Origin of the sequence: Enterobacter sp. kpr-6 (genome assembly GCF_900116015.1) — a bacterium.
Classification (GTDB): domain Bacteria; phylum Pseudomonadota; class Gammaproteobacteria; order Enterobacterales; family Enterobacteriaceae; genus Enterobacter_D.
Genome location: NZ_FOYH01000005.1, coordinates 75,347 through 99,022, shown reverse-complemented (window position 1 = coordinate 99,022; position 23,676 = coordinate 75,347). Strand labels below are relative to the sequence as shown.

The 23,676-nt window shown below is 56.0% G+C and carries 21 protein-coding genes; 12 read left to right on the top strand and 9 right to left on the bottom strand.

The window, feature by feature from the left end; translation table 11 throughout:
• The first annotated feature begins 13 nt into the window (after positions 1-13).
• The 5 genes from BM373_RS13870 to hemW are packed head-to-tail and all read left to right on the top strand — an operon-like array spanning position 14 to position 3,322.
• A complete protein-coding gene (locus BM373_RS13870; protein ID WP_090462362.1) occupies positions 14-718 on the top strand; it encodes a YggS family pyridoxal phosphate-dependent enzyme in 705 nt (234 codons plus the stop codon).
• Positions 719-736: 18 nt separating this feature from the next.
• Positions 737-1,303 (top strand): YggT family protein, encoded by a 567-nt coding sequence (locus tag BM373_RS13865; RefSeq protein ID WP_090462360.1) that lies wholly within the window; start codon positions 737-739, stop codon positions 1,301-1,303.
• Positions 1,300-1,590, top strand: coding sequence for a DUF167 family protein YggU (gene yggU, locus BM373_RS13860; RefSeq protein WP_090462358.1), 291 nt, complete (start codon positions 1,300-1,302; stop codon positions 1,588-1,590). The genes BM373_RS13865 and yggU overlap by 4 nt, the downstream gene beginning before the upstream one ends.
• A 9-nt stretch (positions 1,591-1,599) precedes the next feature.
• Complete coding sequence (locus BM373_RS13855) at positions 1,600-2,193, top strand: XTP/dITP diphosphatase (protein ID WP_090462356.1); 594 nt, start codon at positions 1,600-1,602, stop codon at positions 2,191-2,193.
• Positions 2,186-3,322 carry a radical SAM family heme chaperone HemW gene (gene hemW, locus BM373_RS13850; protein ID WP_090462354.1) on the top strand — a complete coding sequence of 379 codons (1,137 nt, stop codon included), beginning with the start codon at positions 2,186-2,188 and terminating at the stop codon, positions 3,320-3,322. The genes BM373_RS13855 and hemW overlap by 8 nt, the downstream gene beginning before the upstream one ends.
• 118 nt (positions 3,323-3,440) lie before the next feature.
• Here hemW and djlA read toward each other — a convergent pair whose 3' ends face one another.
• Entirely contained in the window at positions 3,441-4,259 is an 819-nt protein-coding gene (gene djlA, locus BM373_RS13845) for a co-chaperone DjlA (protein WP_090462351.1), read from the bottom strand.
• A gap of 197 nt (positions 4,260-4,456) precedes the next feature.
• On the opposite strand from djlA, the gene lptD reads away from it, so the two are divergent.
• From lptD to apaH, 6 genes are read left to right on the top strand one after another with little or no spacing between them, the layout of a single operon-like run.
• Entirely contained in the window at positions 4,457-6,805 is a 2,349-nt protein-coding gene (lptD, locus tag BM373_RS13840) for an LPS assembly protein LptD (protein WP_090462350.1), read from the top strand.
• A 53-nt stretch (positions 6,806-6,858) separates the two neighbouring features.
• The gene (gene surA, locus BM373_RS13835) at positions 6,859-8,145 is read left to right on the top strand and encodes a peptidylprolyl isomerase SurA (RefSeq protein WP_090462348.1); all 1,287 of its coding nucleotides are present in this window, start codon (positions 6,859-6,861) and stop codon (positions 8,143-8,145) included.
• Positions 8,145-9,131: a 4-hydroxythreonine-4-phosphate dehydrogenase PdxA gene (gene pdxA, locus BM373_RS13830; RefSeq protein ID WP_090462346.1), complete on the top strand. Its 987-nt coding sequence runs from the start codon at positions 8,145-8,147 to the stop codon at positions 9,129-9,131. Before surA ends, pdxA begins: the two co-directional genes overlap by 1 nt.
• Positions 9,128-9,949, top strand: coding sequence for a 16S rRNA (adenine(1518)-N(6)/adenine(1519)-N(6))-dimethyltransferase RsmA (gene rsmA, locus BM373_RS13825; protein WP_090462344.1), 822 nt, complete (start codon positions 9,128-9,130; stop codon positions 9,947-9,949). The genes pdxA and rsmA overlap by 4 nt, the downstream gene beginning before the upstream one ends.
• A 3-nt stretch (positions 9,950-9,952) precedes the next feature.
• A complete protein-coding gene (gene apaG, locus BM373_RS13820) occupies positions 9,953-10,330 on the top strand; it encodes a Co2+/Mg2+ efflux protein ApaG (protein WP_090462342.1) in 378 nt (125 codons plus the stop codon).
• A gap of 4 nt (positions 10,331-10,334) precedes the next feature.
• Positions 10,335-11,183, top strand: a complete 849-nt coding sequence (gene apaH, locus BM373_RS13815; protein ID WP_090462341.1) for a bis(5'-nucleosyl)-tetraphosphatase (symmetrical) ApaH — start codon at positions 10,335-10,337, stop codon at positions 11,181-11,183.
• Between the two features lie 193 nt (positions 11,184-11,376).
• Here apaH and folA read toward each other — a convergent pair whose 3' ends face one another.
• The 8 genes from folA to BM373_RS13775 all read right to left on the bottom strand — a co-directional run bounded on the left by folA (position 11,377) and on the right by BM373_RS13775 (position 21,751).
• On the bottom strand, positions 11,377-11,856 hold the full coding sequence (gene folA, locus BM373_RS13810) for a type 3 dihydrofolate reductase (RefSeq protein ID WP_090462339.1): 480 nt from the start codon (positions 11,854-11,856) through the stop codon (positions 11,377-11,379).
• 174 nt (positions 11,857-12,030) lie between these two features.
• On the bottom strand, positions 12,031-13,893 hold the full coding sequence (kefC, locus tag BM373_RS13805) for a glutathione-regulated potassium-efflux system protein KefC (protein WP_090462337.1): 1,863 nt from the start codon (positions 13,891-13,893) through the stop codon (positions 12,031-12,033).
• Complete coding sequence (kefF, locus tag BM373_RS13800) at positions 13,886-14,416, bottom strand: glutathione-regulated potassium-efflux system oxidoreductase KefF (RefSeq protein ID WP_090462336.1); 531 nt, start codon at positions 14,414-14,416, stop codon at positions 13,886-13,888. Before kefF ends, kefC begins: the two co-directional genes overlap by 8 nt.
• 145 nt (positions 14,417-14,561) lie before the next feature.
• Entirely contained in the window at positions 14,562-14,795 is a 234-nt protein-coding gene (locus BM373_RS13795; protein ID WP_090462334.1) for a YgdI/YgdR family lipoprotein, read from the bottom strand.
• A gap of 143 nt (positions 14,796-14,938) precedes the next feature.
• Positions 14,939-18,163, bottom strand: a complete 3,225-nt coding sequence (gene carB / locus BM373_RS13790) for a carbamoyl-phosphate synthase large subunit (protein WP_090462331.1) — start codon at positions 18,161-18,163, stop codon at positions 14,939-14,941.
• Between the two features lie 18 nt (positions 18,164-18,181).
• A complete protein-coding gene (carA, locus tag BM373_RS13785) occupies positions 18,182-19,330 on the bottom strand; it encodes a glutamine-hydrolyzing carbamoyl-phosphate synthase small subunit (protein ID WP_090462329.1) in 1,149 nt (382 codons plus the stop codon).
• A gap of 454 nt (positions 19,331-19,784) precedes the next feature.
• Positions 19,785-20,606: a 4-hydroxy-tetrahydrodipicolinate reductase gene (gene dapB, locus BM373_RS13780; RefSeq protein ID WP_090462327.1), complete on the bottom strand. Its 822-nt coding sequence runs from the start codon at positions 20,604-20,606 to the stop codon at positions 19,785-19,787.
• A gap of 137 nt (positions 20,607-20,743) precedes the next feature.
• Positions 20,744-21,751 carry a LacI family DNA-binding transcriptional regulator gene (locus tag BM373_RS13775; protein ID WP_090462325.1) on the bottom strand — a complete coding sequence of 336 codons (1,008 nt, stop codon included), beginning with the start codon at positions 21,749-21,751 and terminating at the stop codon, positions 20,744-20,746.
• A 185-nt stretch (positions 21,752-21,936) separates the two neighbouring features.
• Here BM373_RS13775 and BM373_RS13770 point away from each other — a divergent pair, with 185 nt between their 5' ends.
• Positions 21,937-23,676 carry a class I mannose-6-phosphate isomerase gene (locus BM373_RS13770; protein WP_090462323.1) on the top strand — a complete coding sequence of 580 codons (1,740 nt, stop codon included), beginning with the start codon at positions 21,937-21,939 and terminating at the stop codon, positions 23,674-23,676.

Here is a 23,676-nt window from a genome sequence, read left to right as displayed (position 1 = left end):
CCTCCAGGACAAAATGAACGACATTGCGCATAACCTGGCACAGGTCCGGGATAAAATCTCAGCGGCTACAATGCGTTGCGGCCGTGCTTCAGAAGAAGTTACCCTGCTTGCAGTCAGCAAAACGAAACCTGCGAGCGCCGTCGCAGAAGCCATCGCCGCCGGGCAGCGCGCATTTGGGGAAAACTACGTTCAGGAAGGCGTCGATAAAATCCGCCACTTTCAGGATGAAGGGATCGCGGGGCTGGAGTGGCATTTTATTGGCCCGCTACAGTCCAATAAAAGCCGCCTGGTGGCCGAACATTTTGACTGGTGCCATACGGTCGATCGCCTGCGAATCGCCAGCCGTTTAAGCGAGCAGCGCCCGGCCCATCTCCCCCCGCTTAACATCCTGATTCAAATCAATATTAGCGATGAAGAGAGCAAATCTGGCATTGCATTAAGCGAACTTGATGCGCTGGCCGATCAGGTTGTGGCGCTGCCGGGCGTTCGCCTGCGCGGGCTGATGGCTATCCCCGCGCCAGTGTCAGATTTTGAAAGGCAGTTTGCGGTGGCACAGCAAATGGCTGTAGCATTTGACGCGCTTAAATTGCGTTATCCAGCCGTCGATACGTTATCTCTGGGGATGACGGAGGATATGGACGCCGCGATTGCGGCTGGCAGCACGATGGTGCGTATCGGTACCGCGATTTTTGGTGCCCGCGATTACACAAAAAATTAAGGAAAACTAAGGAACGCCATGAATACGTTGACTTTCCTGCTTTCAACGATCATTGAACTTTACACAATGGTGCTGTTGCTGCGCGTCTGGATGCAGTGGGCGCGCGTTGATTTTTACAACCCGTTCTCACAATTTGTCGTCAAAATTACTCAGCCTATCGTTGGCCCGCTGCGCCGCGTCATCCCGGCAATGGGGCCGATTGACAGTTCATCGCTGCTGATCGCCTTTATTCTCTGCGTCATCAAAGCAATCGTGCTGTTTTCGGTCATCACCTTCGAGCCGATTATCTGGATCGCCGCGGTGCTGATCCTGCTGAAAACCATCGGCCTGATTATTTTCTGGGTGCTGCTGGTGATGGCGCTGATGAGCTGGGTCAGCCAGGGCCGCAGCCCGGTTGAATTTGTGCTGATGCAGTTGACCGAACCGCTGCTGCGCCCGATCCGTCGTCTGCTGCCCTCGATGGGCGGGATCGATTTCTCGCCGATGATCCTGGTGCTGCTGCTGTACGTGCTCAATATGGGGATCGCTGAACTGTTACAGTCGACCGGCAATATGCTGTTGCCGGGGCTGTGGATGGCGCTGTGAGTGCAGTCAGCGCCTGCGATGACGGGCTGGTTTTGCGGCTGTATATTCAGCCCAAAGCCAGCCGGGATTCGATTGTCGGTTTGCATGGCGACGAGGTAAAAGTCGCCATCACCGCCCCGCCGGTTGACGGCAAGGCGAATGCCCATCTGGTGAAATTTCTCGCCAAACAGTTCCGCGTGGCCAAAAGTCAGATCACCATCGAAAAAGGCGAACTGGGCCGCCATAAGCAGGTTAAAATTATTCATCCGCAACACATCCCGACAGACGTCGCGGCATTACTTAATTAGGATCTACCCATGCAAAAAGTTGTCCTCGCGACCGGTAACGCCGGTAAAGTGCGTGAGCTCGCCTCGCTGCTCAATGATTTTGGGCTGGACGTGGTGGCGCAAACCGAACTGGGCGTTGAGTCTGCTGAAGAAACCGGCCTGACGTTTATCGAAAACGCGATTATCAAAGCGCGCCATGCCGCTCAGGTAACCGGATTACCGGCTCTCGCCGATGATTCAGGGCTGGCAGTGGATGTGCTCGGCGGCGCGCCGGGCATCTATTCCGCCCGTTTTTCAGGCGTTGATGCCACCGACCAGCAGAATCTGGAAAAGCTGCTCGAAGAGTTGCAGGACGTGCCGGACGATAAGCGTCAGGCGCAGTTCCACTGTGTGCTGGTGTACATGCGTCACGCTGACGATCCGACCCCGCTGGTGTGCCACGGTAGCTGGCCGGGCGTGATTGCACGTCAATCCGCCGGGGAAGGCGGTTTCGGTTACGATCCGATTTTTTATGTCCCGGCCCTGTGCAAAACCGCTGCGGAACTCACCCGCGAAGAAAAGAGCGCCGTGTCCCATCGTGGGCAAGCGTTAAAACTGTTACTGGAAGCACTGCGTAATGGCTGATTTGCCACCCCTGAGTCTTTATATTCACATCCCCTGGTGCGTGCAGAAATGCCCGTACTGTGACTTCAATTCCCACGCGTTAAAGGGCGAAGTTCCGCATGACGACTATGTCGCGCACCTGTTACGCGATCTGGACGGTGACGTCGCTTACGCTCAGGGGCGTGAAGTGAAGACTATTTTTATCGGGGGCGGCACGCCGAGCCTGCTCTCCGGCCCGGCGATGCAAACCCTGCTGGACGGCGTCCGTGCTCGTCTGAAGCTGGCTTCCGATGCGGAAATCACCATGGAGGCTAACCCTGGCACGGTGGAAGCCGACCGCTTTGTCGATTACCAGCGGGCGGGCGTCAACCGGATCTCCATTGGCGTGCAAAGTTTCAGTGAAACCAAACTCAAGCGTCTGGGGCGCATCCACGATGCCGGTGAAGCTAAACGTGCCGCACATCTGGCGACGGGGCTGGGACTGCGCAGTTTTAACCTGGATTTAATGCACGGTTTGCCGGATCAGTCGCTGGAAGAAGCGCTGGATGATTTGCGTCAGGCGATTGCCCTTAATCCCCCGCATCTCTCCTGGTATCAGTTGACGATCGAGCCCAATACGCTGTTCAGCTCTCGCCCACCCGTGCTGCCGGACGACGACGCACTGTGGGATATTTTCGAGCAGGGCGACAAACTGTTAACCGCCGCAGGCTATCAGCAATATGAAACGTCGGCCTATGCGAAGCCGGGCTATCAGTGTGAGCACAACCTCAACTACTGGCGCTTTGGCGATTATCTGGGGATTGGCTGTGGCGCACACGGCAAAGTGACTTTCCCGGACGGGCGGATTATGCGTACGGCGAAGACGCGTCATCCGCGCGGCTATATGCAGGGCAACTATCTTGATAAGCAGCATGATGTTGAAGAGGCCGACAAGCCGTTTGAGTTCTTTATGAACCGCTTCCGCCTGCTGGAAGCCGCGCCGCGCGCAGAGTTTACGCGCTACACGGGGCTTGATGAGTCGGCGATCCGTAAGCAGATCGACGAGGCTGTTGCGCTGGGGTATCTGACGGAAAGCGAGGAGTACTGGCAGATCACGGAGCACGGTAAGTTGTTTTTAAACTCCCTGCTGGAGCTTTTTCTCGCGGAGTAATGTTTGCCCCTCACCCCGGCCCTCTCCCGCAGGGAGAGGGGGAAAAGCGGCACCGCGCACGATCTGTCCCCTCTCCCATGGGGAGAGGGTTAGGGTGAGGGGAAAAGCGAACCCGCCGTTATTTGAATCCTTTTGACTCTTTGATCAGCTCGTAAGCTTTCTGGATTTCCTGCGCTTTTTGCTTCGCCATCTCCATCATTTCCGGCGGTAAGCCTTTTGCCACCAGCTTATCCGGGTGATGCTCGCTCATCAGCTTACGATAGGCGCGCTTGATGGTGGTGGCATCGTCGGTGGGCTTCACTCCCAGCACGTTGCAGGCGTCTTCCAGCGTCGGCCCGCGAGATGCCTGCTGCCAGCCGCCACCGGACTGCTGCTGACGCTGATACCCGTCGCCAAACTGCGCTCCGCCCTGCATCATGCGCAGGAACTGATCGAACTGCATCCGGGAGATGCCCAGCTCCTCAGCAATTACATACAGCACTTCGCGCTCGTTCGGGTGTAATGAACCATCGGCAAACGCGGCCTGAATCTGAATTTCCAGAAACATCCGAATCAAATCGAAGCGGCCAAAACAGACGCTGCGGAACTGACGCATTTTGTCACGCAGCGGGTAGTTATCCGTCTTGCCAACGCGGAACGCATGTTGCGCAGAGGCGCGCGACTCACCGTGCAGATTCATACGATCCATAAACAGACTGGCGACCTGAATATCCGCTTCCGTCACGCGACCTTTGGATTTGGTCAGATGCCCCATCACCTCGAAGGTGGTGGCAAAAAACAGCGTCTGACGTTCACGTTGATTCGCAAACCACGCCATTTTACGGCTGCGCGCCTTGTCAAACATATGCCCGATTAAAAGCCCGAGGAGCACGCCCCAAAAGCCGCCGCCCATTAACAGGGCGATGGCGACACCAATCACTTTTCCCCAATACTGCATATACTCCCCAAATCGTCATGCCGTCGGCTAAAATTTGCATTATCATACCCGTCATTCTATGCCGTGCACAGGCACAGCCTTCTTCGGGAGGCTCGAAAGCGGGCAGGATTAACACTAGCGCTGTGAAGGTGAGTAAGTTAGTCTCTGAGCGTTTACATGCCGAAAAGCCACTGATGACGGAACAACAAATACAACGTATGAAAAAACGTATTCCCACCCTTCTGGCCACGATGATCAGCGCAGCCCTGTACAGTCAGTATGGGCAGGCGGCCGATCTTGCCTCGCAGTGTAAGCTGGGCATCCCAAGCTACAACCGCCCTCTGGTGACCGGCGAAACCAATAATCTGCCTGTCACCATCAATGCTGACCATGCGAAAGGCAATTATCCGGACGATGCCGTGTTCACCGGCAGCGTCGATGTGCAGCAGGGTAACAGCCGGTTACAGGCCGACGAAATGCAGCTTCATCAGCAGCAGGCTGAAGGTCAGGCCGATCCGGTACGCACCGTCGATGCCCTGGGTAACGTTCACTATGATGACAACCAGGTGATCCTGAAAGGGCCTAAAGCCTGGGCGAATCTGAATACGAAAGATACTAACGTCTGGGAAGGCGATTACCAGATGGTGGGTCGTCAGGGACGCGGGACCGCCGATCTGATGAAACAGCGCGGTGAGAACCGCTACACCATTCTGGATAACGGCACCTTTACCTCATGTCTGCCGGGCTCCGATACCTGGAGCGTGGTGGGCTCGGAAGTCATTCACGACCGTGAAGAACAGGTCGCGGAAATCTGGAACGCGCGCTTTAAACTCGGTCCGGTGCCGGTGTTCTACAGCCCTTATTTACAGTTACCAATTGGCGATAAGCGCCGCTCCGGTTTCCTGATCCCCAATGCGAAATACAGCACCACGAACTATTTTGAGTTCTACCTGCCGTATTACTGGAACATTGCGCCAAACTTCGATGCGACCATTACCCCGCACTATATTCACAAGCGCGGTAACGTGCAGTGGGAGAACGAATTCCGCTACCTGACTCAGGCGGGTATCGGCCTTGTTGAATTTGACTATCTGCCGTCGGACAAAGTTTACGAAAACGAATACCCTGCAGATGGCGATCGTCATCGCTGGTTGTTCTACTGGCGGCATGCCGGTGTAATGGACGAAGTCTGGCGATTTAACGTTGACTATACAAAAGTCAGCGATCCAACCTATTTTAACGACTTTACGTCAAAGTATGGTTCCAGTACCGATGGCTACGCCACGCAAATATTTAGTGCTGGTTACTGGATTGAAAACTTTAACGCTACGGTGTCGACGAAGCAATTCCAGGTCTTTGATACTCAAACTCAAAGTTCTTATTCCGCCGAACCGCAACTGGACGTCAACTTCTATCAGAATGACGTTGGACCGTTTGACACTCGTGTTTATGCGCAGGCCGTGAATTTTGTGAACACCACAGATTACATGCCTGAAACCACACGTGTTCACTTTGAACCGACCATCAATCTGCCGTTATCAAACGACTGGGGAAGCCTGAATACCGAAGCCAAAGTGATGGCGACGCATTATCAGCAGACCAATATTGATGACTTCAATGCGACTTATCGAACTCATTATGAGAGTTCAGTGAGTCGCGTCCTGCCGCAGTTCAAAGTCGACGGCAAAATGGTCTTCGAGCGCGATATGAACTGGAGCGAGGGCTTCACCCAGACGCTGGAGCCGCGTGCGCAGTATCTCTACGTGCCGTATCGCGATCAGAGCAACATCAATAACTATGACTCGTCATTGTTGCAGTCCGACTACAGCGGCCTGTTCCGCGATCGTACCTACGGTGGCCTTGACCGCATTGCCTCTGCCAACCAGGTTACAACGGGTGTTACGTCACGTATTTATGATCAGGAAGCGGTTGAACGTTTTAACGTTTCCGTTGGTCAAATCTACTATTTCACCGAATCCCGTACCGGTGATGACAATATCCAGTGGGAGAAAGACAAAAATACAGGTTCACTGGTCTGGGCGGGCGATACTTACTGGCGCATCTCCGATCGCTGGGGCCTGCGTGGTGGGGTGCAATACGATACGCGTCTTAACAACGTCGCCACCAGCAGTTCCACGCTGGAGTACCGTCGTGATGAAGACCGTCTGTTACAGTTGAGCTATCGTTATGCCAGCCCGGAGTACATCCAGGCGACGCTGCCAAACTTTGCGACCTCAGAGCAATATAACGAAGGCATTTCTCAGGTAGGCGGTGCGGCAAGCTGGCCGATCGTCGATCGCTGGTCTGTCGTCGGCGCGTACTACTTTGATACCAATACCAGCAAACCGGCGGATCAGATGGTCGGTCTGCAATATAACTCCTGCTGTTACGCTATCCGCGTTGGATATGAACGCAAGCTGAACGGCTGGGATACTTCAAACAACCAAAGCAAATACGATAAAGTCATTGGATTTAATATCGAACTGCGTGGTCTGAGTTCTAACTACGGTCTGGGCACACAGCAAATGCTGCGTTCGAACATTCTGCCTTATCGTAGCTCATTGTGATGTAGTTGATTTGCAACGTAATCCGCTTTGCGGTTAATAGAAATGGAAAATGTATGAAGAACTGGAAAACGCTGCTTCTTGGTATCGCGATGGTTGCGAATACCAGTATCGCCGCGCCGCAGGTTGTCGATAAAGTCGCTGCCGTCGTCAATAATGGCGTTGTGCTGGAAAGTGACGTTGATGGTTTGATGCAATCAGTGAAAGCTAACGCCGGTCAGGCGGGCCAGCAGTTACCCGATGACGCCACGCTGCGCCATCAGATTCTGGAACGGTTAATCACGGATCAAATCATTTTACAGATGGGCACCAAAATGGGTGTGAAGGTCACTGACGAGCAGCTCGATCAGGCGATCGCCAACATCGCGAAACAAAATAATATGACGATGGATCAGATGCGCAGCCGTCTGGCTTACGATGGGGTGAACTACAGCACCTACCGTAACCAGATCCGCAAAGAAATGCTGATCTCTGAAGTGCGTAACAGTGAAGTGCGTCGCCGCGTTACTATCCTGCCGCAGGAAGTGGACGCTCTGGCGAAGCAGGTCGGCACGCAAAACGATGCCAGCACCGAACTGAATCTGAGCCACATCCTCATTCCGCTGCCGGAAAATCCAACCTCCGATCAGGTTAATGAAGCCGGTAGCCAGGCGACATCCATTGTTGAGCAGGCACGTAACGGTGATGATTTTGCCAAACTGGCGATCACCTACTCTGCCGATCAGCAGGCGCTGCAGGGCGGCCAGATGGGTTGGGGACGCATTCAGGAACTGCCGGGCATTTTTGCTCAGGCGCTTAGCACCGCGAAAAAAGGCGATGTTGTCGGCCCCATCCGTTCAGGCGTGGGCTTCCACATCCTGAAAGTGAACGATCTGCGCGGTCAAAGCCAGAGTATTTCGGTAACCGAAGTTCATGCCCGTCATATTCTGCTGAAGCCGTCACCGATCATGACCGACGAGCAAGCGCGCGTGAAAATCGAGCAGATTGCAGCGGATATCAAAAGTGGCAAAACCAGCTTTGCTAACGCTGCAAAAGAGTTCTCTCAGGATCCCGGCTCTGCTAACCAGGGCGGCGATCTGGGTTGGGCAGCCGCAGACATCTACGATCCGGCGTTCCGCGATGCATTAAGCAAGCTGAACAAAGGCCAGATCAGCGGCCCTGTCCACTCCTCTTTCGGCTGGCATTTGATCGAACTGCTGGACACCCGCAATGTGGATAAAACCGACGCGGCGCAGAAAGATCGTGCTTACCGTATGCTGATGAACCGTAAATTCTCTGAAGAAGCGGCGACCTGGATGCAGGAACAGCGCGCAGGCGCTTACGTCAAAATTCTGAGTAACTAATGAACGCTCAGCGTGTGGTTATCACTCCCGGCGAACCCGCCGGGATTGGCCCGGACCTCGTCATTCAGCTCGCCCAGCGCGACTGGCCGATGGAATTAGTGGTCTGCGCCGATGCAACACTTCTCACAGACCGGGCAACTCTGCTCGGTCTGCCGCTTACGCTCCTCCCCTATCAGCCTGACTTCCCGGCACAGCCGCAGCGCGCACATACGTTGACCATTCTGCCCGTGGCCCTGCACAGCGACGTCATCGCCGGGCAATTAAACGTGGCTAACGGTGCGTATGTGGTTGAAACCCTGGCGCGCGCCTGCGATGGCTGCCTTAACAGCGAATTTGCGGCGCTGGTCACCGGGCCGGTGCATAAAGGCGTGATCAACGACGCGGGTGTGCCCTTTACCGGGCATACCGAGTTTTTTGAAGAGCGTTCGCACAGCCCGAAAGTGGTGATGATGCTGGCGACGGAAGAGATGCGTGTGGCGTTAGTCACGACCCATCTGCCGATCAAAGCCATTCCTGATGCCATCACGCCTGAATTGCTGCGTGAAATCATCAGCATTCTTCATCACGATTTGCAGACCAAATTTGGTATCCGCGATCCGCATGTGCTGGTGTGCGGCCTGAACCCTCACGCGGGTGAAGGCGGACATATGGGTACGGAGGAGATCGACACCATCATTCCGGTGCTCGAAGAAATGCGGGCGCGGGGGATGAATCTGAGCGGGCCGCTGCCCGCCGACACGCTGTTTCAGCCCAAATATCTTGAGCACGCAGATGCCGTGCTGGCGATGTACCACGATCAGGGCCTGCCCGTGCTAAAATACCAGGGCTTTGGCCGTGGTGTGAATATCACGCTCGGCCTGCCCTTTATTCGCACATCCGTTGACCACGGGACCGCTCTTGAACTGGCGGGCCAGGGGAAAGCCGATGTCGGCAGTTTTATTACGGCGCTTAATCTCGCCATCAAAATGATTGTTAATACTCAATGAATAACAGAGTCCATCAGGGCCATCTCGCCCGCAAACGCTTCGGGCAAAACTTCCTCAACGATCAGTTCGTGATCGACAGTATCGTTGCGGCGATCAATCCTCAAAAAGGCCAGGCGATGGTAGAAATCGGTCCGGGCCTTGGCGCACTCACCGAACCGGTGGGTGAGCGCATGGATAAAATGACGGTCATCGAGCTGGATCGCGATCTGGCGGCCCGTCTGCAAACTCATCCGTTCCTTGCGCCTAAACTGACTATTTATCAGCAAGATGCGATGACGATGAATTTCTTCGAGCTTTCGCAAACGCTGGGTCAACCGCTACGCGTGTTTGGTAACCTGCCGTATAACATCTCCACGCCGTTGATGTTCCACCTGTTTAGCTATACTGGTGCCATTGCTGACATGCACTTTATGCTGCAAAAAGAGGTGGTAAACCGTCTGGTTGCGGGGCCGAACAGTAAAGCGTATGGTCGATTAAGCGTGATGGCGCAGTATTACTGCAATGTCATTCCGGTGCTCGAAGTCCCGCCAACGGCCTTTACGCCAGCACCGAAAGTGGATTCCGCCGTGGTAAGACTGGTGCCGCACAGCACGCCGCCTTACCCGGTAAAAGATGTTCGGGTTCTGAGTCGCATTACCACTGAAGCGTTCAATCAGCGCCGTAAAACGATTCGTAATAGCCTCGGCAATCTGTTCTCTCTTGACGTGCTGACGCAGTTGGGGATTGACCCAACGGTGCGTGCAGAGAACATTACCGTTGCACAATATTGCCAGATGGCGAATTACCTTATCGATAACGCGCCGTCAAAGGAGAGTTAAGCCATGACTAATTCGCCCCGCGTATGTGTTCAGGTGCAAAGCGTTTATATTGAATCCCAGTCCTCACCCGACGAAGAGCGTTTTGTATTTGCCTACACTGTCACCATACGCAATCTGGGGCGAGCGCCTGTGCAGTTGTTAGGGCGCTACTGGCTTATCACTAATGGCAATGGCCGTGAAACTGAAGTTCAGGGTGAAGGCGTTATCGGTGTTCAGCCCCACATTGAAGCGGGCGGTGAATACCAATATACCAGCGGCGCGGTGCTCGAAACGCCGCTGGGCACCATGCAGGGCCATTATGAAATGATCGACGCGGACGGTCAGCCGTTCCGCCTCGCCATCCCGGTCTTCCGACTTGCCGTTCCAACACTAATCCACTAAATCCATGTCTACATATCTTATTGGCGACATTCATGGTTGCTACGATGAACTGATCGCATTGTTAAAACAGGTTCAATTTGATCCTGCGACGGACACCCTATGGCTCACCGGCGATTTGGTTGCACGCGGCCCGGCATCGCTGGAAGTCCTGCGCTTTGTAAAGTCTCTCGGTGACTCGGTACGGATGGTGCTCGGTAACCATGACCTGCATCTGCTGGGCGTGTATGCCGGGATTAGCCGCAATAAGCCCAAAGATCGTATCACGCCGCTGCTGGAAGCCCCGGACGCGGATGAGCTGATCAACTGGCTGCGTCGTCAGCCGCTGTTGCAGGTGGACGAAGAGAAAAAACTGGTCATGGCGCACGCGGGTATCACCCCACAGTGGGATCTGGAGACAGCCATAACCTGCGCCAGAGACGTTGAAGCCGTGCTCGCCAGCGACACCTATCCCCTGTTTCTTGATGCCATGTACGGTGACATGCCGAACCACTGGAGCGAGGAACTGAGCGGCCTGTCGCGCTTACGCTTTATCAGCAATGCGTTTACCCGCATGCGCTTCTGCTTCCCGAACGGTCAACTGGATATGTACTGCAAAGACGTGCCGGAAAGCGCGCCCGCGCCACTGAAGCCGTGGTTTATGATCCCAGGCCCGGTGATGGAAGAGTACAGCGTGGCCTTTGGTCACTGGGCATCGCTGGAAGGCAAAGGTACGCCGGAAAATGTTTACGCGCTGGATACCGGCTGCTGCTGGGGGGGCGTACTGACGTGTCTGCGCTGGGAAGATAAGACGTACTTTGCGCAAAGTTCGAACCGGCATCTGGAAGTGGGTGGCGACGAGGCTTCGCTGCTATAAAACACCCCTCACCCCGGCCCTCTCCCTCAGGGAGAGGGGGGAAAGGCAAGTCCGCGCTCGATCTTCTGTCCCCTCTCCTACCGGGAGAGGGTTAGGGTGAGGGGAAACAGAGGGAGAAAGGCAAGTCCGCGCTCGATCTGTCCCCTCTCCCACCGGGAGAGGGTTAGGGTGAGGGGAACCACAGGGCAAAACCCTACCGCCGCTCTAAAATCTCAAAACAATAGCTATGCGAATTCTGCGCATCGGCATCATGGAACTCACTGAACACCGACTCCCAGTCGTCCGGCTCGTAGTCCGGGAAATGGGTATCCCCTTCCACTTCGGCATCAATATGCGTCAGATAGAGTTTTTGCGCTTTCGGCAGGAACTGCTCATACACACGCCCGCCGCCGATCACCATAATCTCTTCGGCATCACCGCAGGCGGCCATCGCTTCATCCACAGATGAAACCCACTGCACGCGATCGTCGGTGCCAGGCTTACTGCTGATCACGATGTTTTTACGTCCTGGCAGCGGACGCCCGATGGATTCCCAGGTCAGGCGGCCCATCACTACAGGTTTGTTTAAAGTATGACGTTTGAACCAGGCGAGATCGGCAGGCAAATTCCATGGCATGGCGTTTTCCATGCCGATAACGCGATCCACCGCCAACGCCGCAATCAGACTGATCATTGAATATATCCCGGTGTAAAAAATTGTCGCCACTATACGGAAAGCGCAATCCTTCGTCGACTGGCGGCAAGGTAAAGAGTATGAAAATTTTCCATTATGCTGGCGGGCCCACGAATAGCGATCGGCACGCCAGCATGACAGTTCACAGGAAATCAGTCGCTTACCTGTAAAGGCTTATGACAGCGGCTTTACAGGCGGTTCATCGGCGCTGTCGCCCGTGTGTTTTCCTTCTTCCGTACCCTGCCAGCCGTGGCGCTGGATAAGCGAAAGATGCGCCCGGTCTTCGGTAATGATTTCAGTCAGCATCGCGCTGGTGCGCTTGTAGACGTCGGCGCGCGACTGGGTATCGTTTTCCCCCGCCGCCATCTCATCCACCATCTGAGTATTATAGCGGCGGAACAGATCGGCACGCTCTTTCGCTTCATACTGCCCCAGCCCCAGCTCTTCCAGCGCCAGCCTGCCGAGCATTAACGCCCCCTCAAACGTTTCACGTTCAGGGCGTTCGACACCGGCCTGCCGCAAACGGATATAGTGGTCGACATCACGGGCGCGGGCGACGATCTGCAAATGCGGGAAGTGCTCTTTTACCAGCTCAGTCAGTTGCAGGTTGGCCTTCGGATCGTCGATGGCGTTAATAAACACCTCCGCTTTCGCCGCCCCCGCCGACTCCAGCAGATCCACGCGAGTGGCATCGCCGTAAAACACTTTCATGCCGAATTTACGCAGCGTCTCGATGTGGTCAGGATCGTGATCGAGAACGACCATTTTCACCCCGCTGGAGAGCAACAAACGTCCGGCGATCTGCCCGAAGCGACCAAAACCGGCGACGATCACCCTGGGCTGTTCTTCATCGATCTCGTCTGCTTCGCGCGAGTTATCCTCCGAACTGCTTTCCAGTCTGGTCAGCAGCACCAGTAACAGCGGCGTGACCGCCATCGACAGCGCCACCGCCAGGGTCAGCGCTTTGGCCCATTCGGGATCGAGCACGTTTGCCATCTGCGCTGCGCCAAACACCACGAACGCAAACTCACTCCCTTGCCCCAGCAGCACCGCAAACCAGCGCCGCTGGCGGGCCGGGACGTTTAACGGACGGGCAATCAGCCACAGCGTCAGCATTTTGATGACGAGGAAACCCACCAGCAAAATCGCAATCCGCAGCGGGTGACTGATCAGGGTGCCGAAATCGATCGACATGCCGACGCCGATGAAAAACAGCCCCAGCAGCAGCCCTTTGAAAGGTTCGATATCGCTTTCCAGCGCATGACGATACTCAGAGCTGGCGAGCAGCACCCCGGCCAGGAATGCGCCCATCGCCATCGACAGTCCGGCCTCTTCCAGCAGCAGGCCGAAACCGAATACCAGAAAAAGTGCCACGGCGCTGAACACTTCGCGCAGGCCTGAGCGGGCGACAAACCTCAGCGCCGGGCGCGCTACGTAGCGACCAATCAGCACCACCAGCGCCAGCGCCACCACCACTTTAATGGCCGAGAGCGTAAAGGAGACGAGGGTAATCGCCTCGCCGCTGGCGGCCATCAGCGGGATCATCGCTACCAGCGGGATCGCCGCAATATCCTGGAACAGCAGCACCGCAAATGCACTGCGTCCCATCTGCGATACCATCAGGTTGCGCTCATTCATCGCCTGCATCGCGATAGCCGTGGAGGAGAGCCCCAGCGTCAGGCCGATGAGTACTGCCACCTGCCAGCGTAATCCGAGGGCCATACAAAACGCGCCGAGCAGCAGACCGCAAAGCACCATTTGCAGCGCCCCGCCGCCAAACACAGAGGCACGTAGTTTCCACAACCGCTGCGGATCCAGCTCCAGGCCAATGACAAACAGCATCAGCACCACGCCGATTTCGGCAAAATGCAAAATAGATTCCGCGTCGGTGACCAGCCGTAATCCCCACGGGCCGATAATTCCCCCGGCGATGAGATAGCCGAGCACCGAGCCTAAGCCGAGGCGCACGGCAATGGGTACGATCAGCGCTGCCGATCCGAGATAAATCAGCGCCTGTATCAGCGTATGGCTATCCATGGTGTGCCTCCTGCCAGTCCATCAGGCGCTGTTTATAATGACGGGCCTGCGCATGGAGCGATTCATCATCGCCGACGAAGGTGTTATGCATGGTGAAAGGCGGCAGCCACTGCATTCCGCAGTACAGGGCGGTGGCCTGAAGGGGCTGCGCAAGCGCGCCGAAACCAGGGTATGAGCCAATATCAAAATGGTGCTCACCGCCGCCAGTCGTCACCGCCCACAGCAGGTGTTTACCGTGCAGCGCCTTTGCGCCCTCGCCGTAGGCCCAGCCGTGGGAGAGCACTTTGTCCATCCACAGTTTGAGCAGCGGCGGCACGCTGTACCACTGCATCGGATGCTGCCAGACAATCAGATCGGCCCGCGTCAGCGCCGCCTGTTCAGCAGTAATATCAATATCAAAGTCGGGATAGAGCTGATAAAGCGAACGAATTTCCACACCATCAAGCGTCCCTGCCTGTTCAATCATCCGTTTATTCGCGTGCGAATGACGCGGATACGGATGCGCATAAATAATAAGAATCATTGGTTTACCTGTCTGTGCAGCACTGTTGTACCGAAAGTGAGTGTAGACAGATACGCGCCCGGCTTACAGAGAAAAATACATCGCCGTAACAATTGCTCAAAAAAAAGCCCCGGCACAGGCCAGGGCGTTTTTTCACATCGTGAGATCAGTTATCCAGCTCATTCATGCCTTTAACCTGATCGCGGTTAATCTGCTCGGTTTTTCCGGTTTCGGCGTTTTCATATGACACCAGCCCGGTGTCATCATCGACCTCCGGCTTACCGTCGGTAACGATGGTCTTTCCGTCGGTGGTTTTAACTGCCTGATTAGAGCTACAGCCCGCGACTGACAGCAGGGTCGTGGCGGCCAACAGTGAGGCCAGCAGAAGTTTATGTTGCATGGTGTTCTCCCCGCATTTTGTTAATTATCTCTTGTACAACTTTAGATTAACTGACTGAGATATGGGGCAAAAGCAGAACACTCTGAAGGGGGACACGCTCAACAGGCCGGGCAGATTGCGCTGCCCGGCAACAGAGTGAGCGCTTATTTACTGATTTGCGCGTGCATCTCCTGCACCGAAATCACTTTCTCGGTGGCATCGGCATTGAGCGCCATCGCGGTGGCGAAACCGCCGTTCAGCGTGGTGTCGTAATGCACTTTGTATTGCAGCGCGCTGCGGCGGATGAGTTTGGAATCCTCAATCGCCTGGCGGCCTGCGGTGGTGTTGATGATGTAGGTGTACTCGCCATTCTTAATACGGTCCTGAATGTGCGGACGCCCTTCATGCACCTTGTTCACCAGACGCGGGTTAATCCCGGCTTCACCGAGCACAATCGCCGTGCCGTGGGTCGCATCCAGCTCGAAGCCCTGTTTTAACAGCTTCGCCGCCAGATCCACCACCCGCTCTTTATCGCCTTCACGCACGGAGAGCAGCGCACGACCGCGTTTCTTCATGGTGGAGTTACTGCCGAGTTGCGCTTTGGCAAAGGCTTCCGCGAAGGTGCGGCCCACGCCCATCACTTCCCCGGTGGAGCGCATTTCTGGCCCTAACAGCGGGTCAACGCCCGGGAATTTGTTGAACGGCAGCACCACTTCTTTCACCGAGTAATACGGCGGGATGATCTCTTTGGTCACGCCCTGCTGGGCCAGCGTCTGCCCGACCATCACGCGCGCGGCGACTTTCGCCAGCGCAATGCCGGTGGCTTTGGAGACAAACGGCACGGTACGCGCGGCACGCGGGTTAACTTCGATTAAGTAGACTTCGTTGTCCTTGACCGCGAACTGCACGTTCATCAGACCGCGCACCTGCAACTCAAAGGCCAGCTTCTGCACCTGCTGGCGCATCACGTCCTGAATTTCCTGGCTCAGGGTGTACGCAGGCAGAGAACACGCAGAGTCGCCGGAGTGCACGCCTGCCTGTTCGATGTGTTCCATAATGCCGCCAATCAGTACGGTTTCACCGTCGCAGATGGCATCCACGTCCACTTCTACCGCGTCATCCAGGAAGCGATCCAGCAGTACCGGCGCGTCGTTGGACACGCTAACAGCGGTCATAAAGTAGCGGCGTAAGTCGGCTTCGTCGTAGACGATTTCCATTGCGCGGCCGCCCAGCACGTAGGACGGGCGCACCACCAGCGGGTAGCCGATCTCTTTGGCGCGTTCGATAGCGGAATCAATCGCCGTCACCGTGGCGTTCGCTGGCTGCTTCAGCTTCAGGCGATCGACCGCCTGCTGGAAGCGCTCGCGGTCTTCGGCGCGGTCAATGGCGTCCGGGCTGGTCCCGATAACCGGCACACCAGCGGCTTCCAGCGCGCGCGCCAGTTTCAGCGGCGTCTGCCCACCGTACTGCACGATCACGCCTTTTGGCTTCTCGATACGCACAATTTCCAGCACGTCTTCGAAGGTGACCGGCTCGAAGTAGAGGCGGTCGGAGGTGTCGTAATCGGTAGAGACGGTTTCCGGGTTACAGTTAACCATGATGGTTTCGTACCCGTCTTCGCGCAGCGCCAGCGACGCGTGTACGCAGCAGTAGTCAAACTCAATGCCCTGACCGATACGGTTCGGCCCGCCGCCCAGTACCATGATTTTGTCGCGATCCGGATGCGGATTGGATTCGCACTCTTCTTCATAGGTGGAGTACATGTAAGCGGTGTCGGTGGAGAATTCCGCCGCACAGGTATCCACGCGCTTGTAAACCGGATGCAGGTTGTACTGCTCACGCAGTTTGCGCACTTCCGCTTCACGCACGCCCGCCAGTTTCGCCAGACGCGCATCGGCAAAGCCTTTACGCTTAAGCGCGCGCAGGAAATCCGCGTCGAGGCCGTTGATGCCCACTTCGGCGACTTTCTCTTCCAGGCGCACCAGTTCTTCAATCTGCACCAGGAACCAGCGGTCGATGTTGGTCAGGTTGAACACGCCGTCTACCGACAGGCCCGCACGGAAGGCATCAGCGATGTACCAGATACGCTCGGCACCGGCATCTTTCAGTTCACGGCGGATTTTGGTCAGCGCTTCCGGATCATCCAGGCTCACTTTCGGGTCAAAACCGGTCGCGCCCACTTCCAGGCCGCGCAGCGCTTTTTGCAGGGATTCCTGCTGCGTGCGACCAATCGCCATCACTTCGCCGACGGATTTCATCTGCGTGGTCAGACGGTCGTTTGCGCCCGCAAATTTCTCAAAGTTAAAGCGCGGGATTTTGGTCACAACGTAGTCGATGGACGGTTCAAACGACGCCGGGGTACGTCCGCCGGTGATGTCGTTCATCAGTTCGTCCAGCGTGTAACCCACCGCCAGTTTCGCTGCCACTTTAGCAATCGGGAAGCCGGTGGCTTTCGACGCCAGCGCGGAGGAGCGGGAAACACGCGGGTTCATTTCGATAACAATCAGGCGACCGTTTTTCGGGTTCACGGAGAACTGCACGTTTGAACCGCCGGTTTCGACGCCGATTTCACGCAGTACCGCCATCGAGGCGTTACGCATGATTTGGTACTCTTTGTCGGTCAGCGTCTGGGCTGGCGCAACGGTAATTGAGTCACCGGTGTGGATACCCATCGCGTCGAAGTTTTCGATAGAACAGACGATGATGCAGTTGTCGTTCTTGTCGCGCACCACTTCCATTTCGTACTCTTTCCAGCCAATCAGCGACTCATCAATCAGCAGCTCTTTGGTTGGGGAAAGGTCGAGGCCACGCGAGCAAATCTCTTCGAACTCTTCGCGGTTATAAGCGATGCCGCCGCCTGTGCCGCCCATCGTAAAGGAAGGACGGATGATGCACGGATAGCCCACGTCAGCGGCCACCGCCAGCGCTTCTTCCATATTATGCGCGATGCCGGAACGGGCAGTATCGAGGCCAATTTTCTTCATGGCGATATCGAAACGACGGCGATCTTCGGCTTTATCAATCGCATCAGCGGTCGCGCCAATCATGGTCACGCCAAATTCTTCCAGCACGCCCTGGCGCTCTAACTCCAGCGCACAGTTCAGCGCCGTCTGGCCGCCCATGGTCGGCAGCACCGCGTCCGGGCGCTCTTTTTCGATGATTTTGCGTACCACTTCCCAGTGGATCGGCTCGATATAGGTGGCATCGGCCATTTCCGGGTCGGTCATGATGGTGGCCGGGTTGGAGTTCACCAGAATGACGCGATAACCCTCTTCGCGCAGCGCTTTACACGCCTGTGCGCCGGAGTAGTCAAACTCACACGCCTGACCGATAACAATCGGGCCCGCGCCCAGAATCAGGATACTTTTTATGTCTGTACGTTTTGGCATGGCTCTCTTAACTCCTGATTATTTCGCGGACTGACGGTATTGCTCAATAAGCTCGATAAAGTGGTCGAACAGCGGCGCGGCATCGTGCGGGCCGGGGCTGGCTTCAGGGTGACCCTGGAAGCTGAACGCCGGTTTATCGGTGCGATGGATGCCCTGCAGGGTGTTGTCGAATAGCGAGGTGTGCGTCACGCGCAGGTTAGCGGGCATACTCGCTTCATCCACCGCAAAGCCGTGGTTCTGCGCGGTAATCATCACCGTGTTGTTATCAATATCTTTCACCGGGTGGTTGCCACCGTGGTGACCGAACTTCATCTTGACGGTTTTCGCGCCGCTTGCCAGTGCCAGCAACTGATGGCCGAGGCAGATGCCGAATACCGGAATGTCGGTTTCAAGGAATTTTTGAATCGCGTCGATGGCGTAGTCGCACGGTGCCGGGTCGCCGGGACCGTTGGAGAGGAAAATCCCGTCCGGGTTCATCTTGAGGACATCTTCCGCCGGAGTTTTCGCTGGCACCACGGTCAGGCGGCAGCCGCGATCCACCAGCATATGCAGGATGTTGCGCTTGGCACCGTAGTCGTAAGCGACCACGTGGAACGGCAGGTCTTCTTCTTTCTTCGCTTCCGGCAGGTCGCCTTCAAGCCGCCAGCTCCCCTGCGTCCAGCTATAGGTTTCGCTGGTGGTCACTTCTTTGGCGAGATCCATCCCGTTAAGGCCAGGGAACGCTTTCGCTTTTTCAAGGGCAAGCTGCGCATCCGGGCTATCGCCCGCGATAATGCAGCCGTTTTGCGCACCTTTTTCACGCAGCAGACGCGTCAGCTTACGGGTATCGATATCGGCAATCGCCACGATGTTATGGCGTTTGAGGTAAGAAGAGAGATCTTCAACGTTACGGTAGTTGCTGGCAATCAGCGGCAGGTCGCGAATGACCAGACCCTGCGCATGAACCTGAGAAGATTCTTCATCAGCAACGTTAGTGCCGACATTACCAATATGGGGATAAGTAAGAGTGACGATTTGGCGGGAGTAGGAAGGATCAGTGAGGATTTCTTGATAACCGGTCATTGAAGTATTGAAAACGACTTCCCCAACCGCCGAACCTGTTGCCCCTATGGCCCGACCGTGAAACTGGGTTCCGTCTTCCAGAACCAATAGCGCTGACTTAATCAAAACACCCTCCAGAGAATATTCACTCACTTTATTTGCATATTAATTCATAATGACGGCGTGAATCAATGCAAATTTGCTTACCCGCGAATTTTCGGCAAACGGCGGCATTCTAGAGACGCGGTGAGCAAAAGTCTACCATAAAGCGCATTTTTAATCGTTATTTTGCGGCACTGGCTGTAATTAACCTGCAAATGACATAAAAAGATCAGCCAGAATGGGTACGAAAACGCTTGCGCGCCATAAAGAACGTCAGTGTCGGTTAAAAAATGCCAAAAACCAGACCAGATGGTCAAAATTTACATTTTTGAAACAAAAAAAGCCCAGAAGAGGTTGTTTTTTGAATGATTTGCGACGAAAACAGCATGAGAGAGATAAAATAAAGGGCAATAAATTATTGCCCTATGCAATCAAATACTTACGATTACAATAACCACATCACGATGGGTAATAAACGCTATAAGTTGTTGAGATCAAGCACATCCCGCATATCAAAAAGGCCATTATCTTTCGATTTCAGCCACAACGCCGAACGGACCGCACCATTGGCAAAGGTCATGCGGCTCGACGCCTTATGGGTGATCTCAATACGCTCGCCGATATCCGCAAACATCGCGGTATGTTCACCAACAATGTCGCCTGCGCGCACGGTGGCAAAACCGATGCTGCCCGGCACGCGCTCACCGGTATAGCCTTCGCGGCTGTACACGGCGCACGCTTTTAAATCTTTGTCCATCGCCTGTGCAATGGCTTCGCCCATCGCCAGCGCCGTACCTGATGGCGCATCCACTTTATGCCGGTGATGCGCTTCAATGATTTCGATGTCGGTGTAGTCGCCCATCACCTTCGCCGCTTTCTCCAGCAGCTTCAGCATAACGTTGACGCCGACGCTGAAATTGGCCGCGAAGACAATGCCGATCTCTTTTGCCGCCTCGCTGATGGCCGCTTTGCCCGCATCGTCAAAACCGGTGGTGCCAATGACCATGCCTTTGCCGTGCTCGCGGCAGAACGCGAGGTGCGCCAGCGTCCCTTCCGGGCGGGTAAAGTCGATAAAGACATCAAAATCTTCTTTTACCGCCTCCAGACTGCTTTGAACCGTCACGCCCGTTTTGCCAACGCCCGCCAGCTCGCCCGCATCGCTGCCCAGCAGTGATGACCCTTCCCGCTCAAGGGCTGCGCCCAGTTCGACGCCATCCATTCCCATTGCAGCCTGAATCAACTGGCGGCCCATACGACCACCGGCTCCCGCGATGGCAACGCGGATGTGTGCATCATGCATAGTTGTACTCTTTTGTTAATGAAATGCTCAAAAATCGTTTCCAGATTAACCAGCCGGGAAAGCCGCTGCCAGCCGAAAACACCGATAATTAGAATTTAATGATATACGCCGGAAAATATCAGTAAAAGACATGATGCCTAGCGAAAACCGCACGATCCCCGCACCACCAGCGCGGGCGGCAAAATGATGCGTTTTGGTGGCTCATCATTGCCCTGAATACGACTGAACAACAGTTCGCCCGCTTTACGGCCTATCTCTTTCGCTGCGACCGACACGGTGGTCAGCGCGGGCTGCACCAGCGCCGCTTCGCTGATGTCATCGAAGCCGACCAGCGCAAAATCCCGCCCCGGCTCGCGCCCCATTTTGCGCAGCGCCTGCATCACGCCGAGCGCCACAATATCCTGGTAACACACCGCGGCGGTGATTTCCGGGTAGCGGCGCAGCAGCGCTTCGGCGACCCGCGCGCCATCGCTTTGCGTCGCCTGCGACGTCACCATCCACTCCGCCTGCGGTGAAACGCCGCTTTCCAGCAGCTTGCTGGTAAAACCGCCGATACGCTGCGAACGCGAACCGGAACTCAGACTGCCGCCGATAAAGGCGATGTTACGGTGGCCCATTTTCAGCAGGTGCGCCGTCGCCATTTGCGTGCCAAGAAAGTTATCGGTGCCGACGAAATCAAAATCGGGATCGCTTAACGGCCGCACCACCATAATGGCCGGAATATTGCGCCGCTTCAGGGCGTCGAAAAAGGTCTGTGGCGTTTCGCGGGCGGCACAGAGCACCATGCCGCAGGCGCTGTTGCGCATCAGCGAATCGACAAATTTTTGCTGCCGCTCGCCGGACTCTTCGCTGTTCGCCAGAAACAGCAGCAGGTCGTGACGCTCCATTTCGTGACTGAGCCCCGCCGTCATCTCGCTATAAAAAGGGTTAGTAATGTCGTGCAGCAACAGGCCGACCTGATTACTACTGCGGTTACGCAGATTAGCCGCCGTCTGGTTATAGACATAGCCGGATTCATCCAGCGCCTGTAGCACCCGTTCGCGCGTGGCCTGCGATATGCGCCCGCGATTGCGCAGCACCATGGATACGGTCGCGGTCGATACGCCCGCCCGCAGCGCGACCTGCGCCAGAGTTATTGTGGTCATCATCCCTCCCGATTGACTTCTGATTAATCGAATAACCTTAACCGTCTCTTTTTCGTGTGACTCTCTTCACAGCGCCCGCTCAAAAACGCCAATTTTTGCTGATTATGGCGGGTTAATCGCGTTAACCGATCTTTTAAATCAAGGTTAATCGATTAATCTTATTTTTACCAAAGGAGAGAACGACGATGCCAAATTACGATAAACAACCGGAAGTCAGAGTTGAGGGATACGACGACAGCGCATGGGCGGGCTGGGCGGACATCGCTGCGGCGGTCAGCCAGCGCCTGAACGGCCTGCCACACACGGTGCTGGTGATTGACTGCTACCCCGGCGTGCGGTTGCAGGAACTGGAAGACAAGCTCCTGCCCCTGCTCGGCGCGGATCTGACGATAAACGTGGAAACCGCGCGCCGCAGTGAACAGGCGATCTACGATCTGCTGGCGCGTCATCTGACGGACGATCGCGTTTTTGGCGTGCTCTCCTGCCACCATCTTGATGAATTTTTTGATCCCACCGCCCTCACCGCCCTGTGTGAACAGGTGTCGGGCGCATCCGGTTTAACGGTGATTTACGGCCCCGGCGCGGCACTGGTTCACCAGGGCGATGTGCTGGTGTACGCCGATCTCCCGCGATGGGAGATCCAGCAGCGGATGCGGCGTGGCGAGCAGGGAAACTGGGGCGTTGAGAACCAGACGGAAGATATGCTGCGCCGCTACAAACGCGCCTTTTTTATCGAGTGGCGCGTCTTCGATCGGCATAAAACCCCGCTGCTTAAGCGCGCGGATTTCCTGCTTGATACCACCCTTGCCGACGCCCCGGCGATGGTCAGCGGCGAAGCGCTGCGCGAAGGGCTTGAGCAGACCACCCGCCAGCCGTTTCGCGTGGTGCCGTTTTTTGACCCCGGCGTGTGGGGCGGCCAGTGGATGAAAAACCAGTTCGATCTCGATCCCACCGCGCCGAATTACGCGTGGTGTTTTGATTGCGTGCCCGAGGAAAACAGCCTGTTACTGCGTTTCGGCAAGGTGCGGATCGAGATCCCCTCTCAGGATCTGGTGCTGCTTTACCCGCGTCCGTTACTGGGTGAAAAAGTACACGCCCGCTTCGGCGCGGAGTTCCCGATCCGCTTTGATTTTCTCGATACCATTGGCGGGCAGAATCTGAGTTTCCAGGTACATCCGCTGACCGAATACATCCAGCAGCAGTTTGGGATGCACTACACCCAGGATGAGAGTTACTACATTCTGGAGGCGGAGCCGGGCGCGACGGTCTATCTGGGCACCCGAACCGGCACCGAACCGCAGGCGATGCTCGACGATCTGGCGCAGGCGGAACGCGGCGAGAAAGCCTTCGACGACGCGCGGTTTGTGAATCAGTTCCCGGCGCGTAAACACGATCACTTCCTGATCCCGGCAGGCACGGTGCACTGCTCAGGCGCGGGCACCATGGTGCTGGAGATCAGCGCCACGCCGTACATCTTCACCTTTAAGCTGTGGGACTGGGGCCGCGTCGGGCTTGACGGGCTGCCGCGCCCGGTGCATCTGCATCACGGCGAGCAGGTAATTGACTGGAGCCGCGACACCGCCTGGGTGGAAGAAAACCTGGTTAACCGCATTGAGCCTGTCGCCGAAGGAGAAGGCTGGCGCGAGGAGCGTACCGGGCTGCACGAGCGGGAATTTATTGAAACCCGCCGCCACTGGTTCAGCGCGCCGGTCATCCATCACACCGACGGCGGCGTCAATGTGCTTAACCTGGTTGAAGGGGCACAGGCGCGGGTGGACAGCCCGACCGGGGCGTTTGCCCCCTTTGTGGTCAACTACGCCGAAACCTTCATTATTCCGGCCGCCGTCGGCGCGTACCGCATTTCACCTTATGGCGACGGCGTGGGTCAGACGCTTGCCACCATGAAAGCCTGGGTAAGGGGGTAG

Bases quoted from the DNA above. Each gene is read 5' to 3' on its own strand.
- djlA (WP_090462351.1), bottom strand. From the start codon at position 4,259: ATGCAGTATTGGGGAAAAGTGATTGGTGTCGCCATCGCCCTGTTAATG.
- hemW (WP_090462354.1), top strand. From the start codon at position 2,186: ATGGCTGATTTGCCACCCCTGAGTCTTTATATTCACATCCCCTGGTGC.
- kefC (WP_090462337.1), bottom strand. From the start codon at position 13,893: ATGGATAGCCATACGCTGATACAGGCGCTGATTTATCTCGGATCGGCA.
- BM373_RS13865 (WP_090462360.1), top strand. From the start codon at position 737: ATGAATACGTTGACTTTCCTGCTTTCAACGATCATTGAACTTTACACA.
- dapB (WP_090462327.1), bottom strand. From the start codon at position 20,606: ATGCATGATGCACACATCCGCGTTGCCATCGCGGGAGCCGGTGGTCGT.
- BM373_RS13870 (WP_090462362.1), top strand. From the start codon at position 14: ATGAACGACATTGCGCATAACCTGGCACAGGTCCGGGATAAAATCTCA.
- BM373_RS13775 (WP_090462325.1), bottom strand. From the start codon at position 21,751: ATGACCACAATAACTCTGGCGCAGGTCGCGCTGCGGGCGGGCGTATCG.
- surA (WP_090462348.1), top strand. From the start codon at position 6,859: ATGAAGAACTGGAAAACGCTGCTTCTTGGTATCGCGATGGTTGCGAAT.
- BM373_RS13855 (WP_090462356.1), top strand. From the start codon at position 1,600: ATGCAAAAAGTTGTCCTCGCGACCGGTAACGCCGGTAAAGTGCGTGAG.
- apaG (WP_090462342.1), top strand. From the start codon at position 9,953: ATGACTAATTCGCCCCGCGTATGTGTTCAGGTGCAAAGCGTTTATATT.
- apaH (WP_090462341.1), top strand. From the start codon at position 10,335: ATGTCTACATATCTTATTGGCGACATTCATGGTTGCTACGATGAACTG.
- lptD (WP_090462350.1), top strand. From the start codon at position 4,457: ATGAAAAAACGTATTCCCACCCTTCTGGCCACGATGATCAGCGCAGCC.
- folA (WP_090462339.1), bottom strand. From the start codon at position 11,856: ATGATCAGTCTGATTGCGGCGTTGGCGGTGGATCGCGTTATCGGCATG.
- carB (WP_090462331.1), bottom strand. From the start codon at position 18,163: ATGCCAAAACGTACAGACATAAAAAGTATCCTGATTCTGGGCGCGGGC.
- rsmA (WP_090462344.1), top strand. From the start codon at position 9,128: ATGAATAACAGAGTCCATCAGGGCCATCTCGCCCGCAAACGCTTCGGG.
- pdxA (WP_090462346.1), top strand. From the start codon at position 8,145: ATGAACGCTCAGCGTGTGGTTATCACTCCCGGCGAACCCGCCGGGATT.
- kefF (WP_090462336.1), bottom strand. From the start codon at position 14,416: ATGATTCTTATTATTTATGCGCATCCGTATCCGCGTCATTCGCACGCG.
- BM373_RS13795 (WP_090462334.1), bottom strand. From the start codon at position 14,795: ATGCAACATAAACTTCTGCTGGCCTCACTGTTGGCCGCCACGACCCTG.
- BM373_RS13770 (WP_090462323.1), top strand. From the start codon at position 21,937: ATGCCAAATTACGATAAACAACCGGAAGTCAGAGTTGAGGGATACGAC.